We start from the raw sequence: 18202 nt of genomic DNA, 5'->3' as shown, positions 1-18202 counted from the left end.
CGTCAGCAGACTCGCGTCGGGGACGCCGCGGGCCGCGGGGCGTCGTCACGCAGGACGTGCGCGACGCCGTCGGCCACCCGCCGGCGCAGGCTCGCCTCCGACTCGGCGGACAGGAACGCCCGGTGCGCGGTGACGATGACGTCCGCCCGGCGCAGCAACGCCCGGCCGACCTCGTCGTCGTTCGGGTCCTCCGGGGAGAACACGTCCGAGGCGAATCCGCCGAGGCGCCCGTCGCGCAGCGCGTCGAGGACGGCGGGCAGGTCGACGAGCCCGCCGCGGGCGGTGTTCACCAGCAGCGCGCCCGGCCGCGCCGCGCGAAGCACGTCCCGGTCGACGAGGCGGGTGGTCTTGGCGGTCAGCTCCGGGTGAAGCACGACGACGTCGGACGCGGCGAACAGCTCCGCCGTCGACGCGCAGGACGTCACGCCGTGGCTGGCCATCAGGTCCGCCGGCACGTACGGGTCGTACGCGAGGACCCGCCCGTAGCAGGCGTGCAGCTTGCGGCTGGTGGCGCGCCCGATCCGGCCGAAGCCCACGACGCCGGCGGTGAGCCCCGCGGTGCGCCGGGGGATCCGGCCGGCGTGGATGTTCCACGCGCCGTCGCGCACCAGCCGATCCTGGACGCACACGCCGCGTTCGAGGGCGAGCGCGAGGGCGAGGGTGTGCGTGCTGACCTCGTCGCCGCAGTAGTCGGGCACGTGGAAGCCCCACAGCCCGCGCGCCCGCAGCAGCTCGGCGTTCAGGTTGTCGAGGCCGACGCCCTGGCGCGCCACCACCCGACAGGACGGACCCACCGCGTCCAGCAGCCGGGCCGTCACCCGGGCGCGGTAGACGACCAGCGCGTCCGCGCCGGCGACGTGCCGCTCGAACTCCGGGCCGTCGAGCAGGAAGCGGCCGTCGCGGCGCACGCCGAGGCCCAGGTCGACGCCGTCACCGAGAGCGGCGCGCTCGATCGTCGCCAGCGCCGGGTCGAGCGCGCCGCGCCCGTCGACGGCCCACGCCGGATCCGTGTAGACGACACGCGTCACGCCGGCACCCCGCTGCGGGCGTCGTAGCCCCAGGCAAGCCGGTCGCGCCGGCCGCGGCGCAGCGCCCGTCCCGCCTCGAACGTGTTGGACAGCTCCAGGTGGTCCCGGTAGGACAGGTGCGGCCCGCTGCCGAGCTTCACCAGCGAGCCGTGGCCGGTCCAGCCGTGCGCGACGAACGGCGGCACCCACACGCTGCCGTCCGCGCCCAGCCGCGCCCGGCCGGCCGCGCACCCACCGTCGCCTCCCCCGCCGGCGTCGTCCCGGCGCCACCAGAGGGTCACGTCGCCGTCGAGGACGAAGTAGTGGGTCTGCGTGGTGTCGCACAGGTCGAGCGGCGCACGAGCGGCGGTGGCGCTGGCGTCGACGGGTGTGCTCGCGTCGGCGTCGACGCGCAGGTACAGGCCGGTGAGGTCGGGCAGGTGCGGGGCGGCGGCGAGGTCGGCGACCTGGTAGCCGCGGAAGGGGCGGATGCTCGCCACGCTGTCCTCGACCGAGCAGAACGTCTTGCCGACCTCGTCGTGCTGGCGCCGCGCGGGCAGCAGGGTGCGGTAGTCGGTGGCGAGAACGGCGGCGATCGCGCGCAGCTCGTCGAGGGTCAGGTCGGCCAGCGCGGCGAGCCGGTCCCGGGCGATGCCGGTGCGCCGGGCGAGGCTGGTCAGGTCGTGGCCGCGGCGGGCCAGGGCGTCGCGCAGGACCGCGGCCGGCGAGCCGTCGGCGGCCATGGCCACCATCGCCTCGAAGGCATGGTCGGCCCAGGCGTTCGCCTCGGTCAGCAGCGCCCGCAGGCCGGATTCGCCGGTGTAGGAGATGATCCGGGCCGGGCGGTCGGACGCGAGCGCGTAGGTGTGCGGGCAGAAGGACGGCTCGACGTAGGAGTCGCCGGTCACCCAGGGCACGGCGGGGGTGCCCGCGCGCATCTGCCGCCACGTCGCCGGCGTGAGTTCGCAGCCCCAGCGGCCGCGGATGTCCCCCGGCCCCAGGTTCACTGTGATGGCGGGTTCGAGGTGGCCGTTGTTGAGCGCGGGGAGCCGACCGGCGGGACAGAGGATGTCCAGGATGACCGGCGCGACCCGGCCGAGCGGCGCCGCCATCGTGTAGTAGTTGTAGAAGGCGATGCCGTCCCGGGCCACGACGCGGCGGGTCGCGCGCAGCTCGGCGGCGGTGCGGACCACCACGTCGGTCGCGGCGGTGCTCCCCCGCAGCTGCGGGAGCTCGATCTCCAGGTGTCGGGCCAGGGCTTCGGCGACCTCGTCGGCCAGGTCGAGCTCGTCGGCGGCGAGCAGCCGGCCGAACTCCTCCACCTCGAGATGGAGCCGGTCCGCGAGCTCGTGGCTCGTCATCTTCCGGACGTTCATCCAGTGCACAACCTTGAACACGTCGACCAGCACGTCTCGCCGCTCCTCGATCACGGGCGTTCGGCTTCGGCACACTCGGCTTGGGGACACTCGGGGTCGGAGTGCGGGGACTCGGGCTCAGCGGCTCACGGTCGGGCTCCCGCGATCTGGGGCCCGCCGACCGGCTGGCCGACCGGTCGCGGCGCCAGGGGGACGTCGCGCAGGTCGCGGACCGCCGGGGTGAGCAGCGGGCGCAGCGCGCAGGTCGCGATGAGGCCGCCGGCGACGATCGTCAGGGCGAGCCCGGCCCGTTCCCCGAGGGCGGCGACGAGGACGGCGGCGAGCCCACCGCCGAGCAGGGACCCCAGCGGCAGGGTTCCCCACGCGATCGTGCGGATGGACGCGAGCACCCGGCTCTGCAGCTCCGGCGGCGCCAGCACCTGGCGGGCGGTCGCGACCTGGCTGTTCCAGATCGGCAGCCAGGGCGCGGCGGCCGCGACGATCACGCCGAGGACGAGCGCCGGGTGGCCGAGCAGGGCCAGCGGCACCAGCAGCCAGACGAATCCCTCGCCGGCCGTACACAGCAGCGTCCGCCCGTAGCCGAGGCGGCGTGTCACCAGCCCCGCCGTCGACGCGCCGAGCACCGCCGTCACCGCCCCCACGGCGAGGATCAGCCCCATGGCGCCGACCGACAGACCCAGCGCGCGGTAGGCGTACAGGTAGATCGCCGTCTTGGTCATGGTGATGCCGAGGTTGCGCGCCGCGGCGCTGAGCGTGAGCGGCCGCAGCACGTCGTGCGCGAGGACGAACGCGAATCCCTCGCGCAGCCGGGCGGACGCGGTGTCCCGCGACGCGCGGGGCCGTACCGCCGGCTCGCGGGTGCGCAGCGCCGACACGCCGGCGATCGAGCCGGCGAAAGACAGCGCGTTGAGCGTCACCGCGGCGACCGCTCCGAACGCGCCCGCCAGCGCCCCACCGAGTGCCGGCCCGACGACCTGCGACGTCGTCCGGGAGAACTCGACCGCGGCGTTGCCCCGGGGCAGCCGCGCGCCGGGCAGCAGCAGCGGCAGGTACCCCTGCAGCGCCACGTCGTACACCATGGTGAAACAGCCGCTGACCGCGACGACGAGCAGCAGCTGCTCGATCGTCAGCATCCCGTGGTGCTGGGCGAGCGGGATGCTCAGGTAGAGGCCGAGCCGCGCGACGCCGGCCAGCAGCATCATCCGGCGCCGGGTGTACCGGTCCACGAGCAGTCCCGCGCCGAGCCCGGCGACGGGGTACGCGACGTAGGTGGCCATCGTCAGCAGCCCGACCTCGCCGGTGCTGGCGTGCAGGGTGAGGATCGCGAGCGTCGGCACGGCGAACGTGGCGACCCGGTCGCCGAGCAGGCTGACGGACTCGCCGCACCACAGGACGCGGAAGTCCCGGATGCCGGGGTCGGTGGTCATGGCGTCAGGCCAGCCGGGTCAGCTCTAGGAGATGGTCGTCGGGCTGGCCGGGGACGCGCGGATGGGCCGTGGCGAAACGGCGTCCGGCGGGCGTCGCCTCGACGACCAGGTCGTCGAGCTCGCCGGGGCGCAGCCGGTGCTCCCGTCCCCGCCCGACGTAGAAGGCGACCAGCGCCTCGGTCGGGATGTCGCCGTGGCGCGACAGCACCGCGCCGAGCCAGGCCGCCGCGGGAGCGTAGTCGACGTCGTAGGCCGCCTCGTCGAACACGGCGTCGAGCTCGCCGCGGCGGGCGGCCTCGGCGAGCACCACGTGGTCGCGCTCGTACAGCCCGAGCCGGTAGCTCAGCCGGGCCCGCCCACCGACCCGCACCGCACCGGCCAGCGTCCGCAGGGCGCGCACCAGTTCCGCGCGGACGAACCTGTTGACGAGCCGGTCGGCCAGCACGAGATCGAAGCCGCCGTCGAACCCGGTCCCGCCGTCGAGAACGGTCCCTCCGGCGAGAACGGTCCCTCCGGCGAGAACGGTCCCTCCGGCGAGCGCGGTGCCGGTGTCGGTGACGTCGGCCAGGACGTGGCGGGCGCGGCCCGGGAGCAGGCGGTCGAGCGCGGCGAGCAGCACCGGGGAGAAGTCCGCGACGACCAGCTCCGCGCCGGCGTCGAGGGCCGCGCGGGCGAGCGCGACGGTGCTGGCGCCGACGAGCAGCACCCGCGCGCCGGGGGTGACGCCGTCGAGGTACTGCGCGCACGCGGCCGGGCCGGGCCCGCCGTCGTAGCCGCGGTTCCAGTAGTCGCCGCCCAGCCGGTCCCAGGCGGCGGCCTTCGCGTTGGTGATACTCAAAGGATCAACGTCCTTAGCCTCGTCATCTCCTCGATGGCGTACCGGGCGCCCTCGCGGCCCAGGCCGCTGTCCTTCACCCCGCCGAACGGGATGTTGGGCGATTCGAACTGCGGCCCGCCGTTCACGACGACCGCGCCGACGTCGAACAGCTCGCCGGCCCGGCGGGCCAGGTCGAGGCTGCGGGTGAAGATGCCGGCCTGCAGGCCGTAGCGGGTGCCGTTGACGACCGCCACCGCCTCGGCGAAGTCACGCACCCGGACCACCGGCGCCGTCGGGCCGAACGTCTCGAGGCGCACCAGGTCGGTGTCGGGCGGCACGTGGTCGAGGACGGTCGGCCAGTACTGGGCGCCGTGGCGTCTCGCCCCGCACAGCACCCGCGCGCCGGCGGCCACCGCGTCGATGACCCGCCGTTCGACGACGTCGGCGGCGGCGGCGTCGATCAGCGTGCCGACGTCGGTCGCCGGGTCCGCCGGATCGCCGACGACCAGCGCCGACGCGGCCTCGGCGAGCCGCTCGGCGACCTCGTCGGCCACGTCGGCGTGCGCGATGACGCGCTTGACACCCCGGCAGGACTGGCCGGACGTCGCGAAGGCGCCCGCGGCGGCCGCCGCCACTGCGGCGGGGACGTCCGCGTCGGCCATCACCACCAGCGCGCCGCTGTCGCCGAGCTCGTAGGTCTGCCGGATCATCCCGGCGGACGCGGCGAGCAGCCTGCCGACCCGGCTGCTGCCGGTGAACGTCAGCATGTCGACGTGCCCGGACGCCAGCAGCGCGTCGACGATCTCGGCGGGTTCGCCGCACACCAGCGCGGCCTGGTCGGGCGGCAGGCCGGCGCGCAGCAGCGTGTCAAGCAGGCGGATCGCGCTCAGCGGCGTCTTCTCCGACGGCTTCACGACGACCCGGTTGCCCGCCGCGAGCGCCGGGGCGACCTTGGTGACGACCTGGTTGAGCGGCCGGTTGAACGGGGTCACCGCGCAGACGACGCCGACCGGCTCCCGCGTCGTGATGGCCAGGCGGCGGGCCCGCGCCTCGGTGACGTCGGTGCGGATCGCCTCGCCGTGGACGCGCAGAGCCTCCTGCGCGCAGAACCGTAGCTGCGTGACGGCGCGGGTGACCTCGCGGTGGCCATCCCGGACGGCGAGCCCGGACTCCTGACTGATGAGGACGGCGACGTCGTCACGCTCGCGGTACAGCAGGTCCGCCGTCGCGGCGAGGATGGTGGCCCGGTCGTGGGCGGTGAGATCGCCGCGGCCGGCCGCGGCGAGCGCGCGCACGGCGTCGCGGGCCTGCTGCGGGCTCGCGCGCGTCACCGTCCCCACCACCGCCCCGGTGTACGGGTTGCGCACCTGCGCGGTCCCCACCCCAGGCGACCACCGCCCGTCCGCGAACAGCCCCATCGTCACGCTCATCGGTCAACCTCGGCGACGGCGACGTTGTCGATCAGACGGGCGCCACCGAGCCGGACGGCGGCGAAGACGCGCAGGTCCGCGACCGGGGTGTCCGCGCGGACCGGGCCGAGCTCGCGGGTGTGCACCTCGACGTACTCGACCCGGTCGAACCCGCTCGCCAGCAGCCGCGCGGCGATGTCCGTCTTGGTCGGGCCCGCGATCGCGGCACCGCCCTCGGCGATACGGCGGGCGCCACGGCGCAGCTCGGCGTACAGCGTGGGGGCGATCGCCCGCTGGGCGGCGTCGAGGTAGGTGTTGCGGCTGCTGAGCGCCAGGCCGTCGGAGTCGCGCACGGTCGGACAGGGCACCACCCCCACCGGCAGCGCGAGGTCCTCGGCCATCGCCCGGATGACGGCGTACTGCTGGTAGTCCTTCTCGCCCCAGTAGGTGCGGTCGCAGTCGACGAGGCGCAGCATCAGGTGGACCTCGGTGGTGACCCCGTCGAAGTGTCCCGGGCGGTGGCGCCCGCACAGCACCTCCGTCAGCCGGCGGACGACCACCCTGGTCCGGACGTCGCCGAGGCTCCGCTCGCCGGCCGGGAAGATGGTCCGGGTGGATGGGGCGAAGACCGCGTCACAGGACCGCTCGGCCAGCGCGCGGAAATCCGCCTCCTCGGTCCGGGGATAACGGTCGAAGTCCTCGTCGGGGCCGAACTGGATCGGATTGACGAACAACGTGAGAATAGCCTTTTCGCATTCCTTGCGGGCCGCGTCGACCAGGCTCAGATGGCCGCCGTGAAGCGCGCCCATCGTCATGACACAGCCAATGGAAGAACCGGCGTCCCGCCATTCCCGCGTCTGTTGACGTACATCGTCGATCGTGCGCAGGACCCTCAGCAACGCGCCCCCTCCACGGCCGTGCCGGGCATGCCGGCCAGGCGTCTTCGACGTGCTCCACATTCCACGCAGTGAGGATTTAACCGGATCCCTGGGGCGTGTCAACGGCCGGGATCCGTGTAACCCTCATCTCCTATCGCTCCATCAGGGTTTCCGCGCCGACGCCCGTTCCAGGTCGACGGCGGGCATTCTCGTCATGCGCGGCGACGGCCTCCGCCATGCGCCGGCCACAGGAACTCGCCGCACCCAAGGCCACAGGAAGTCGCCGAACTCGCCGTGCTCAGGCCACAGGAACTCGCCGTGTACGGCCGGAGGAAAGGATGCCGGTGGACAGAGACGCGGATCTGGGCACCGTCGCCGCACCGGAGGAGGTCGGGCTGTCGAGCGAGCGACTCGCCCGGATCGACCGGCTGCTGCGGGCGCAGGTGGACGGCGGCGAGCTGCCCGGCGCGGTCGCGCTGGTGTACCGCCGCGGCCAGGTCGCGTTCACCGCCCAGGCCGGCACCCTCGGCACCCTGCCCACGACACCACCACCGCCCGCCGGCGCCCGCGCGCCGATGACGCTCGACGCGATCTTCCGCGTCTACTCGATGACCAAGCCGATGACGAGCGTGCTCGCGCTGTCCCTGTTCGAGGACGGCCTGTTCGACCTCGGCGATCCGGTCGGACGGTTCCTGCCCGACCTCGCCGGCCTGCCGGTGGCCGAGGCCACGCCGGACGGCGACTACCGCCTCGTCGACGCGCACCGGGACATGACCATCCTCGACCTGCTGCGGCACACCTCCGGCATCGTCGGCGGCTACTACGGCACCCCGTGGATGCTGAAGTTGTACGAGCGGGCGGGCATCCGGGAGTTCGACCACACCGAGGCCGCCCACACCACGTCCAGCCAGGACCTCGTCGACGCGTTCGCCAAGCTGCCGCTGGCCATGCAGCCCGGCGCGCACTGGGAGTACGGCCGGTCCGGCGACATCGTCGGCCGACTGCTGGAGGTCGCCGGCGGCCAGCCGCTGGACGTGCTGCTCGCCGAGCGTGTGCTCACGCCCCTGGGCATGTCCGACACCGGCTTCCACGTCCCGCCGGACCAGGCTCACCGGATCGCCCAGCCCGCCGAGCCGTTCGGCGCCCACACGGTGCTGCGCGACCTCACCGCGCGACCGGGTTTCCTCTCCGGCGGCAGCGGGGCGTTCTCGACCGCGCGCGACTACCTGCGGTTCACCCGGATGCTGCTGGGCATGGGCGCCCTGGACGGCCGTCGGGTACTCAGCCGCAAGTCGGTCGAGCTGATGACGTCCGACCAGCTCGGCCCGCTGTACGGCTCGGGGCCCGACTACATGCCCCGCGCCGGCTACACGTTCGGCCTGGGCGTGGCGGTGCGCCGGGCTTTGGGTCCGTCGTCGGACGTGCTCGGCTCCCCCGGCGACTACTGGTGGATCGGGCGCGGCTCGACGAGCTTCTTCGTCGACCCAGCCGAGGACATGATCGGCCTGTTCCTGACCCAGCGGTACTGGCGGGCCCGGCACTACCAGCGCGTCTTCAAGAACGCCGTCTACCAGGCCGTCATCGACTAGCTCGCGCCTCGAATTGTGATCTTCATGGTGTCGTCGGGCCGCCGGTTGTGGCAGCGTTCTGGCAATGTCACGGCGGTCCGTGTCGCATAATCCGGGGCAAAGCGGACAGCGGACCCCGAGTTCGCGACACGGTGCCACTGTCCCCCGCGGGCTCTTCCCCCGCATGGGAAGTGCGCCCCCGCCGCGTGGGAAGTGAGCCTCCCGCGCGTGGGAAGTGAGCCCGACATGCGGCTCCGGGGAACGGCCGACGCCGCCACTGATCACGTCCGCTCCCGGCGACCGTCGCCGACGATGAGGTCGCGGGCCGGGACATGCGGGGCCGAGGCGCCGAGAAGATCGCGGCTCCGCTCGCGGCCTCACCGCCGCACTCGACGGCCCCGCCGCGCCCTCGGGCCACCCGGCCGTACCCGTCACCTGACGTGACCGCCGAGCCCGCCATCGGTCCGGGCAGCGGCCCTGGGGCAGCAACGCGGCGACAGAAAAGGTACCTCTATGCGCCACGTCACGCCCGCGTCCCGCCCGCGTCCCGCGCGGCTCGACTCGCGGTCGATCAGCCCGTTCCAGGCGTGTGCTCAGCCGGTACCGCGTGTCAGCCTCGTCCGCCACCGGACCGCGGGACGGTTCACGGCGTGACGCCGGCCACTCACGACCGTTGCGCTCCGCGGCGTCTCCTTGGATAGTTCGTCCTTAATAGGGACGAGCACGGACGCAGGGGAGGGATCTTCATGAGCACGCCGAACGACTCCGGCCGGTTCACCTTCATCGACGCGCACGTTCACCTCTGGGATCTGGCGAACGGCTGGTACCCCTTCTTCGAGCCGACCGAGCGCACCGACGACGTCGACCAGACGCTCGACGTCGACGAGCTCGGCATGGGCGACATGAGCGCGCTCAGGCGCAGCTACCTGACCGACGACTACCTCGGCGACACCGCCCGCTACGACATCCCGTCCGTCGTCCATGTGCACGCGACGACCGTCCCGACGGCCAACCTCGACGAGACACGGTGGCTGGCGAAGCTCGCCGCCGAGCGGGGGCTGATCCGCCGCCTCGTGGCCCAGGTCGACGGTTCGGCGGGCGCCGACGGCATCCGCCGCGAGCTCGAGCAGCACGCCGCCGAGTCCGACCTGTTCATCGGCGCCCGCCTGGTCGAGGGCATCGACTACGACTCCGACGCCGGGCGCGCGTTCGTCGGCACCCTCGACGAGCACGGCTGGGTGTACGACGCGGTCGCCCACGCCGGTGGCGGCATCCGCGAGCTGGCCGGGGTGGCGGCGCGCCATGAGGGCCTGACGATCATGCTGGAGCATGCCGGCTGGCCGCTGACCCGCGAGGGCACGTTCGAGACCTGGCGCACCGAGCTCGCGGAACTCGCGGCCCGGCCCAACGTCTGGCTCAAGCTCTCCGGGTTCGCGATGTGGCTGCACCGCATCGAGGCTTCCGACCTGCGCCCGTGGCTGGAGACCTGCGTCGAGACGTTCGGGCCGCAGCGCTGCGTCGTCGGGAGCAACTTCCCGATCGACTCGCTGTGGACCGACTTCGACGCCCTGCTCGGCACCTACCGCACGATCACCGAGCAGTACGGCGCCGAGGTCCAGCGCGGCCTGTTCGAAACGAACGTCCAGCGCGTCTACCGGTTCTAGGAAGCACGGCGACGCGATCCATCCAGTACGGAACACCGAAAGGGAGTCAGGCGTGGGCATGCTCGACGGCAAGGCGGTCGTCATCACCGGGGCCGGTCGCGGGATCGGCGCCGCGTATGCGGAGGACTGCGCGCGCCACGGCGCGTCGGTGGTCGTCAACGACCTCGACCTCGACGTCGCCGAGGAGGTCACGGCGGCGATCGTCGACGCCGGCGGCACCGCGGTCACCGAACAGGCCGACATCCGCGTCTCGAAGGACGCGGGCCGCCTCATCGACCGCTGCGTCCAGGAGTTCGGCCGCATCGACGGGTTAGTGAACAACGCCGGCGTCTTCCGGATGGGCCTGCTCGACGAGCAGGACGAGGACGAGCTGCGCGAGCTCGTCGAGACCAACATCGTGGGCACGTTCCTGTGCGCGTCCGCTGCCGCGAAGCGGATGAAGGCCCAGGGCTCCGGCTCGATCGTCAACATCACCTCGGGCGCGCACGCCGGCATCCCGATGATGGGCGCCTACGGCGCGACGAAGGGCGCCGCCGCGTCCGCCGTCTACGCCTGGGCGCAGGAACTCGCCGGAACCGGCGTCCGGGTGAACGCCGTCTCCCCCCAGGGACGCACCCGGATGTCCGACATCACCGCCGATTTCCTCGTGTCGCACGGCCTCCCCCTCTACCCCGGCACCCAGCCGGAGGCCGAGGCGAACACCCCCGCCGTCGTCTTCCTGCTCTCCGACGCCGCGGCCGACGTCACCGGCCAGGTCGTCCGCATCGAGGGCTCGCAGCTCGCCCTGATGTCGCATCCGTGCGTGCTGCTGCCGTTCCCGACCCGGGAGAACGGCTGGACGGCCGAGGAGGTCCAGGCCGCCTTCGCCACCGACCTCGCCGCCCGCCAGCAGCCCCTGGGCATCCACGGCCTCGTCGGCGAGATCAAGGGCATCTCCTCGGTCTTCTGGTCCGACGACGAGTAGCGCCCGCGCGGGACCGCACGCGACCACGTATCTCCGAGATCCACCCGAATAGCTCGAGTGGTCGCACTATGTGGCACTCTGCCGACCATGGGGGATCGGTCGGAAACGCCGGGTCATCGCGACTTCTTCATCTGCTACGCCGAGGACGAGACCGGTCTCACCTGGGCGGAGTGGATCTCCTGGACCCTGGAGGGGTCCGGGGCCGCTGACGGCGCGGGCGGGTCTGGCCAGACGTTCAGCGTGTGGGTGAGGCATTGGGACTCCGTCAGCGGCGACAACATCGTCGAGCGGATCCAGGTCGGCCTGCGCCAGGCGGACCGTGTCATCGTGCTGCTCTCGCGGACCTTCCTGGACCGGACATCGCCCAGCATCACGCAGGCAGCCTGGCGGACCATCTGGCGGCAGGACCCGGACAGCGCCGCCCGCCGGGTCCTGCCGGTTCGGATCGACGACTGCGACCCCGACGGCCTGCTTGGCGAACTCCAGACGATCGACCTGGTCGGCCTGACCGAGCACGAGGCGACCTCGCGACTGCTCGCCGGCATCAACGCGGCGATCCGAGGCCGCGACAAGCCCGCCACCAAGCCCGCCTTCCCCGGCCTGACGGACGACAAGCCCGCCCCGACCATCACGACGGGTCCACCGCGGTCCATCTCCGGCCCCCGCGTCCGACGGGGGTGGGCGGACTTCGCCCCTGTCGGCCTCGACGTCGACGATCAGCGGGCTGGCCGGCCGGGACGGGAGACGCCGCTGAGCAAGATCGATCAGATCACCCGACTGCGGCATCCGCGAGCCGAGGTCCATCTGGTCAGCGCGAACGGATCGATGCCGGCGCATCTGTGGGTGCGGGAGCGTGACGACGCGGGATTCGACTCCGAGCGGGTCGTCGTCGCCTGCGAGGAGCCGATCAGCGCGGAGGTCGTCGACCGGATCGCGGCGCAGGCGGCGGGCAGCTACCAGGCCGGGGTGGGCGGGGTGGCCGGGCTGCGGATCATCATCGTGTACTTCGGCGACAGGGCGGCCGACGAGCCGCTCCTGCGCTATGCGAACAGCCGCTTCGTCGGGCTGCGCAGCCTGGTCGAGTACCAGGGGATCCTGGACTTCCGGGACTACGTCGCCCGGCAGACCGAACGCCTGGAACGCGACCCGCTCTACCCGCCCGCGCTCTACATCCCCCAGCGGCTGACCCGCATCGACCGCTCGTCGTCGCCGACCGTCGACAACGCCCTCGACGAGGTGGTCGACTGGCTGAGCACCGACGGGCCGCGCTTCACCCTGCTGCTCGGCGACCCGGGCCGCGGCAAGACCTTCCTGCTCCATCAGCTCGCCCGGCTACTGCCCGACCGCCTGCCACATCTGACGCCGATGCTCGTCGAGCTGCGGGACCTCGACAAGTCCCTCAGCCTCGACCAGCTCATCGCCTCCCATCTGGCCGACGCGAGTGACGTGCGCTTCGAACGCAACGCCTTCCGCTACCTGCTGCGGGAGGGCCGGATCGCGCTGCTGTTCGACGGCTACGACGAGCTGGCCGTCCGCGTCAGCTACGCCCGCGCCGCCGAGCACCTGACCACCCTGCTCGCGGCCGCCGAGGGCAACGCCAAGGTCGTCGTGACCAGCCGCACCCAGCATTTCCTGACCGACCAGGACGTCCGCACCGCCCTCGGCACCCGCGTCGAGATGATCACCGGTAACCGTCTGGCCCGCCTGGAATCCTTCACCCGCGACCAGGTCCACCAGTTCCTCGCCCGGCGCTACCGCGCCGAGCTCACCGCCACGGCACCCGCGCACGGCACCGACGACCCCGGCAGTCTGGACGAGCCCGGCCGTCTGGACGAGCTCGCCGGCCAGCGGGCCGACCGGCGGATGACGTTCCTGGCCAGCATCGAGGACCTGTCCGGCCTCGCTGCCAAGCACAGGATTCGCGAAGTTGCCTATTCCCCCTAAAGATCTACATCCCTTCTACCTGCGGTTTCTCGACACCGGGTGAGGCACGCCACATCCGCGATACCGGTGGTCGGCGGCGGGGTGTGGGCGAAGCGTCGGACGCACCTGGCGTCGGTGGCCCTTCTCGTGTGGGGCGGGGCTTCGGGTCGGCTGGGCCGGGAGCTGCGGTTGGCGTTGGGTGCGGTGCGCGTGGGTGCCGCCAGGCTGGCGGGGCGTGTCGTGACCGGTCCCTGTGCTCGGTGAGTGGCTGGCGGCCGAGTCACGCGCGGCACCTCCTGGCGCGAGGGTCCGGCGGCCGTCTTGCCGAGGTGTCCGCGGTCGTCCGTGATGTCGCCTGCCGGGGTGAGTTCGCGCTCTGCGGCGCGGTCGCTCGAGTGGAGGGGCGGTCCTCGCTGGGCGCGGCGCGCTCATGCGGTCGGACGGCTCGGAAGCGGGGGCAAACTCGAGGTTGATCAACGACGGTAACGTCTCGACAGTTCCGTTTCGTCGCAGCATTAACGAAACCCCTGCAACGAAACTATGGAACGAAACGATTGGCCGTGCTCGTCGTATGGGCGGCGCGGCCTGCGTCGGCACTGCTCTGAGCTGCAAGGATACCCGTGCGCGGGCTTCGGGGGCGCGGACGGCCCGGAACTCGAGTCGGCGGGAGCGGTCCGGCTGGTTCGGCGGCGCGGACGGCCCGGAACTCGAGTCGGCAGGGGCGGTCCGGCTGGTTCGGGGGCGCCGAACGCAAGGAGAGAGCCTCGGGTCTTGTCGGCCCCTCCATTTTTTCGTCCTTTCCCGACGGCGCTTGGCTTTAGCGGAGTGGTGGGTGGGTCAAGGGTCATCCGAAGGATGATCGCGTAGCGACGCGTAGCGCCCTTGACGTGGCCGCCGGTCCGTTAAACGATTCTGCGCCAGCGGGAAAGGGGGAAACCTACTGGCAGCGACCAATGCGACTTTTCGGGCTGTGACCGGTGTCCAACCCGCTGGATCCGCTGTCGCGGTGCGCTCGGTTTCCCGGATGTTCCTGGCGCTGGGTGGGCTGTGACGCTCCGACGCGTCGACACTCCCGACACTCCCGCGGGGCCGACGCTCCGGCGGGGTGGCCGACCAACGGGAGGCCGGGGCCCCGCCGTGTGCGGCGAGGTCCGCGGGCGTGGCGCGTGTGGCGGCGCGGCGCGTGCGGCACCGCCCACCGGCGGCCCGAAGGGCCGCCCTTGAACAGGTACAGAAAGTCTGCGACAGCACTTTGCCCTCGTCAGGGGCTTGGAGCGCCGATGATCGTGCGGGCGTGTTCGGTGAGGTCGTCGGCTCCGGGGTGGCGGGTGGCGCGGATCTCTCGGCAGGCTTCGGCGATGTAGTCGTGGGTGCGGGCCGAGCTGAAGGGCGCGGCGTCGTCGATGGTCTGGTGCGCGATGGTGAGCGCGGTTTCGGGCGCGCCGGCTCGGGCGTGGGCGACGGCGAGCTTGGAGCGGAAGAAGACGAGGTCGCGGGGCATGTCGTGGGCGATGTTGTCGGTGGCGGGTTGCAGGTAGGAGACGGCGGCGTCGGGGCTGCCGGCGGAGATCATCGCGGTTCCGGTGTAGTAGGCGATGGTGTGGGCGGATGCCCAGTAGACGTAGGGCGGTGCTCCGTCGGGGCGGGCGTGGTCGATGTAGGTGTGGGCTTCGTCAGCGGCGGCTCGGGTGGCGTCGCGGTTGCCGGCCTGTCCGTGGGCGACGGCGAGTTGTCCGGCGATGACGGCGTTCTCGGTCGGGGTGAGTCGGCCGCGTGTTCCGGCGCGTGCGGAGCGTAGGAGTTCGACGGCGGTGGGGGCGTCGTCGAGGTCGCAGGCTTGCGCGGCCATGCACCGGAGAATGTTGGCAGCGATGCCGGGGTTGTCGGCATCGTGCGCGGCGCGTAGCCCGGTGAGGTAGAGGCGTTGGGCGGTGGTGTGGTCGCCGCTGTCCTGGGCGGTCCATCCGGCCATGCGGGCGAGTTCGGCGGCGATGCCGTGGAGGGCCTGGCCGTCGGATTGGGTGTAGCTGGCGTTGCGTAGGACGCGGACGACAAGCCGGAGCTGTTCGAGGATCATGCCGTTGACAGCCTGTCCGCCGAGTTTGTCGTCCAGGCGGCGTAGGGCGTCCATGGTGGTGGTGAGGTCGGCGATGACGGCGGCGTCGGCGCGGCGTCCGGACAGGGTGGCGGCGATGCGGGCGGGGTCGGCCACGAGCCATTCCCGGGCCGCGTCGAGGAGCGTGAGGCCCGTAAGAGCGGTGAACTCGCGGCGATCGATGCTCGTCACCTCCTCCCACGCGTCGCTCAGTCCGTGGGTGGCCCAGAGCTTGCGGACCCACTCATCGTCTGTGGCTGGCGGACCGGAGAGCAAGTCACGGTGTGTGATGGTCACGGCACCGTTGGCCTCACGGGTGCAGAAGCCCAGGTCAACGCGGTTGAGGCCCATGGTGTGGGTGTAGGCGGCTTGCCAGTCCTCGCCGGGGAAGGCCCATCCGCGTTCGTGGCGGCGGATGGTCTGTTCGTTCGCGATCGGCGGGGTGAACGGCACGTCGATGCTGCGGATGGTGCGGATTTTGCGGGTGAGGGTGGCGCGGCTCCAGCCGAGAGCGTCGCGGGCGTCGCGCAGGCGCTGCGGGTCCCATCCGGGGTGGCGTGCGCGCAGTGTGGCGGCGCGTTCCTGTTCGGCGGTGGTGGATCGGGACCGCACGGTGGTGGGCATCGCTTCTCCGCTGGTGGGCGCACAAGGGGTTGGGGAAAGCGTAACGAGCCGGTGACAGGTTTCCGAGGGATCGGGAGTGGTCCGCGGGCGGAAAGGCCCTGACTCTTTCCTGACCCTCCCTGGCGAAGAGGGTCACGGGCGGGTGCGGAAAGTGTTAGGTCACGACCCCCACTGCGTTTACGGTCCGTGACAGGGCCGTGGCCGAACGGGGATTTTCGGGTCACGCTTGCCGTGTGGCCCTGGGGCGGACGCTCGGGGCCGAGGTCCTGTCCTACCCGCGGGCCCGCAGGCGCGCCCGGTGCGCTCCAGAGCCCGGATGACGCGCGGTTCCCCCTGCGAAGAAACCCGCGGGTAGGGCAGCCCCCTACTTTCTGTGGATCGGAGTGATGGTGATGGTGGATCGGTTGTCGGCGGCGGCGTTCGGGCTGGTGCCGTCGGGTCAGTTGTTCGCTCGGGAGTTGCACGCCGCGCCTCGGGTGGGGCTGCGTCCGGAGCAGATGCCGGGGCTGGTGGACTCGTGCACGGTGTACACGGCGGACGCGGATCTATTGATGGCGCGGATGGCGGGTTCGGTGGCGCGGATTCACCGGGTGATGTTCGCGGAGAAGCTGCCGGGTACGGCGGAGCTGGACGTGGTCGACAAGCTGCTGGTCGGCTGGTCGTACCAGGCGTTGGACCTGGGTCGCACCTGGGTGCGCCACCGGGTGAACGGCCTGCGCGACCTCGACACCGACCAGGTCCGGCGCATCTCCGAGGTACACGGGGCCGTGGCGGCGCTGCTGGCGGGCGAGATGCGCAAGAGCCCGGTGGAGCAGGCGGCGGCCTGACCCCTGATCGGCCTGGCCGCCTGCCGTTCGGTGAGCGCCACGGGTGGGCGGGCAGGCCCCTGACCGTGCGAAAGGCAGGTCATGTGATGGCGGTGACGGTGTCGCGGACGCGGTGTGCGTCGGTGGCTGCGGGCGGGCTGGCGGCGCGGGTCAAGGCCGGCGCTCCGGCTGGTGGTGTGCCGGTGGGGTCGATGGTGTGGGGTATCGCGATGGTCGATGCCGCCCGGACGGTGACGGGCATGATCGGCCCGTTCACGTCGGCGACGGCGGCGCACGCCCACGCCGAAGAGCACTGCCGGGGGCGATGGGTGGTGGCACCGTTGCTGTGCCTGCCCGTGGCAGACGGGGACCGGGTCCGGTGAGCCGGCGACGGTCCGATCCAGGTAGCGGGGCGTCACGGCGACGGCGCGGCGTCGGTCCCGGGGAGGTGGCGGCGTCGTTCGTGGACCGGCTGCGCCTGGTGCTGGCCGCGCGCATCGCCACGGACATGCCCGACGTCGACCGGGAGGTGATCGGCGACGTGGTGGCCCGCACGCTCGGCCTGTTGGCGGGGGCGGCGGCGGTGAACCGGGCGCATCCGATGACCGACCCGGCGGTATACGTGATGGCCCACGCGCTGCACGACCCGTCGTTGCACGCGGCCTTGGCCACGGCCCGGTTGGAGCTTCCCGGCCTGACCGTCGACGTCGCCTCGTTCACCAGGCAGGCGGCACGGTTCCGCCCGGTGGACGAGCAGGAACCACCGTCGGGGCGGTGACGGCGATCTGATGCACGCGGCGGGACAGGACCACGCCTTCCCGCCGCATCCCCGGGAGACACACCCCGGCCCTTCCCCTGGCCACACAGGGCGGGGTGTGTCTCCCCACGGTGGCCGATCCGCTCCGGCCACCGTCACAGGCCCCGGACCGCAGCGCACCCCCCGGCTGCGGTCCGGGGCCTCGCTGCGTCCGGGCCGCACCCCCCGGTGCAAGGTCGGCTCCGAGTGGACTCCGGCTCTGCTCCGACTCCACCCGAATCCGATTCGGCTCCCGGTGCACTACGGCTGTACTCCGGCTGTACTCCGGCTGTACTCCGGCTGTACTCCGGCTGTACTCCGGGTCTACTCCGGGTGGAATACCCCGGCTCGGCTCCGATTCCAGTCCGTCTCCACTCCGCGTCAAACCCGTGAAATCAACGGCTCCAGTCGCTTTACGAGAAAGGAAATTGGCGTCAGGGTAGATGGGGCGGGAAACATTCCGGTTTCCCGGTTCTCCCCTCTGACCCTGGGGGCTTTCCATGCCGCGTCACGGCTGTCGCCGAACACCCGAACCCGCCGCTGACGGGCTCACCGATCCCGGACGCGGTGTGGGCCTGATGCGCACACGACGTCGCCCGACGACCGGTGCCCCCGGCGGGTCGGGGATGGCCGGTGAACGGTTCCTTCCCTTCGACGACGAACCCGACGAGACGCCACCCGACCCCGCGCCCGTCGACGCGGGCGGCTGTGCGCCTGCGGGGCTGCCGGTCGCCGTGACGAGTACCGAAGGTTCCGCGGTGCCGGGCTCGTCCGCGGTGCCGGGCTCGTCCACCGGGCCGGACACGGTGCCCGCCGCGGTGGGGGTGGGCGGGCACCGTGTCCGGCCC

The 18202-nt window shown here is 72.5% G+C and carries 14 protein-coding genes and 1 pseudogene; 8 read left to right on the top strand and 7 right to left on the bottom strand.

The features are described 5' to 3' along the window. Window positions 1-2: 2 nt before the first annotated feature. The 6 genes from C1A33_RS30620 to panC form a co-directional block, all read right to left on the bottom strand. Window positions 3-1028, bottom strand: a complete 1026-nt coding sequence (locus C1A33_RS30620; RefSeq protein WP_101835709.1) for a C-terminal binding protein — start codon at window positions 1026-1028, stop codon at window positions 3-5. After that, entirely contained in the window at window positions 1025-2437 is a 1413-nt protein-coding gene (locus C1A33_RS30615) for a helix-turn-helix domain-containing protein (RefSeq protein WP_101835707.1), read from the bottom strand. Before C1A33_RS30615 ends, C1A33_RS30620 begins: the two co-directional genes overlap by 4 nt. A 71-nt stretch (window positions 2438-2508) precedes the next feature. Beyond that, window positions 2509-3810 carry an MFS transporter gene (locus C1A33_RS30610; RefSeq protein WP_101835705.1) on the bottom strand — a complete coding sequence of 434 codons (1302 nt, stop codon included), beginning with the start codon at window positions 3808-3810 and terminating at the stop codon, window positions 2509-2511. Window positions 3811-3814: 4 nt separating this feature from the next. Continuing rightward, a complete protein-coding gene (locus C1A33_RS30605; protein WP_101835703.1) occupies window positions 3815-4648 on the bottom strand; it encodes a hypothetical protein in 834 nt (277 codons plus the stop codon). Continuing rightward, window positions 4645-6057 carry an aldehyde dehydrogenase family protein gene (locus C1A33_RS30600; protein ID WP_101835702.1) on the bottom strand — a complete coding sequence of 471 codons (1413 nt, stop codon included), beginning with the start codon at window positions 6055-6057 and terminating at the stop codon, window positions 4645-4647. Before C1A33_RS30600 ends, C1A33_RS30605 begins: the two co-directional genes overlap by 4 nt. Beyond that, entirely contained in the window at window positions 6054-6995 is a 942-nt protein-coding gene (panC, locus tag C1A33_RS30595; RefSeq protein WP_101835700.1) for a pantoate--beta-alanine ligase, read from the bottom strand. Before panC ends, C1A33_RS30600 begins: the two co-directional genes overlap by 4 nt. Before the next feature lie 263 nt (window positions 6996-7258). Here panC and C1A33_RS30590 point away from each other — a divergent pair, with 263 nt between their 5' ends. The 4 genes from C1A33_RS30590 (at window position 7259) to C1A33_RS30575 (ending at window position 13054) form a co-directional block, all read left to right on the top strand. Then, window positions 7259-8503: a serine hydrolase domain-containing protein gene (locus C1A33_RS30590; RefSeq protein WP_165818655.1), complete on the top strand. Its 1245-nt coding sequence runs from the start codon at window positions 7259-7261 to the stop codon at window positions 8501-8503. A gap of 725 nt (window positions 8504-9228) precedes the next feature. Then, complete coding sequence (locus tag C1A33_RS30585) at window positions 9229-10146, top strand: amidohydrolase family protein (protein ID WP_101835696.1); 918 nt, start codon at window positions 9229-9231, stop codon at window positions 10144-10146. Between the two features lie 58 nt (window positions 10147-10204). Further along, window positions 10205-11110, top strand: a complete 906-nt coding sequence (locus tag C1A33_RS30580; RefSeq protein WP_243408099.1) for an SDR family NAD(P)-dependent oxidoreductase — start codon at window positions 10205-10207, stop codon at window positions 11108-11110. A gap of 87 nt (window positions 11111-11197) precedes the next feature. After that, the gene (locus C1A33_RS30575) at window positions 11198-13054 is read left to right on the top strand and encodes a TIR domain-containing protein (RefSeq protein WP_101835692.1); all 1857 of its coding nucleotides are present in this window, start codon (window positions 11198-11200) and stop codon (window positions 13052-13054) included. A 1240-nt stretch (window positions 13055-14294) separates the two neighbouring features. Here the strand turns inward: C1A33_RS30575 and C1A33_RS30570 are convergent. Then, the gene (locus C1A33_RS30570; RefSeq protein ID WP_101835690.1) at window positions 14295-15752 is read right to left on the bottom strand and encodes an NsdA family TPR-like regulatory protein; all 1458 of its coding nucleotides are present in this window, start codon (window positions 15750-15752) and stop codon (window positions 14295-14297) included. A 386-nt stretch (window positions 15753-16138) separates the two neighbouring features. Between C1A33_RS30570 and C1A33_RS30565 the strand changes: the two genes are divergently transcribed. The 4 genes and pseudogenes from C1A33_RS30565 to C1A33_RS30550 form a co-directional block, all read left to right on the top strand. Continuing rightward, a complete protein-coding gene (locus tag C1A33_RS30565) occupies window positions 16139-16579 on the top strand; it encodes a hypothetical protein (protein ID WP_133150883.1) in 441 nt (146 codons plus the stop codon). Window positions 16580-16701: 122 nt separating this feature from the next. Beyond that, window positions 16702-16941 (top strand): hypothetical protein, encoded by a 240-nt coding sequence (locus C1A33_RS30560; RefSeq protein WP_243408095.1) that lies wholly within the window; start codon window positions 16702-16704, stop codon window positions 16939-16941. Window positions 16942-17006: 65 nt separating this feature from the next. Continuing rightward, window positions 17007-17336, top strand: coding sequence for a hypothetical protein (locus C1A33_RS30555; protein ID WP_101835685.1), 330 nt, complete (start codon window positions 17007-17009; stop codon window positions 17334-17336). A gap of 596 nt (window positions 17337-17932) precedes the next feature. Then, a pseudogene (locus C1A33_RS30550) lies at window positions 17933-18202 on the top strand (hypothetical protein); the annotation flags it as partial.

Source organism: Frankia canadensis, assembly GCF_900197875.1.
In the GTDB taxonomy this organism is placed as follows: Bacteria; Actinomycetota; Actinomycetes; order Frankiales; family Frankiaceae; genus Frankia; species Frankia canadensis.
This window is presented reverse-complemented; position numbering and strand designations above follow the sequence as displayed.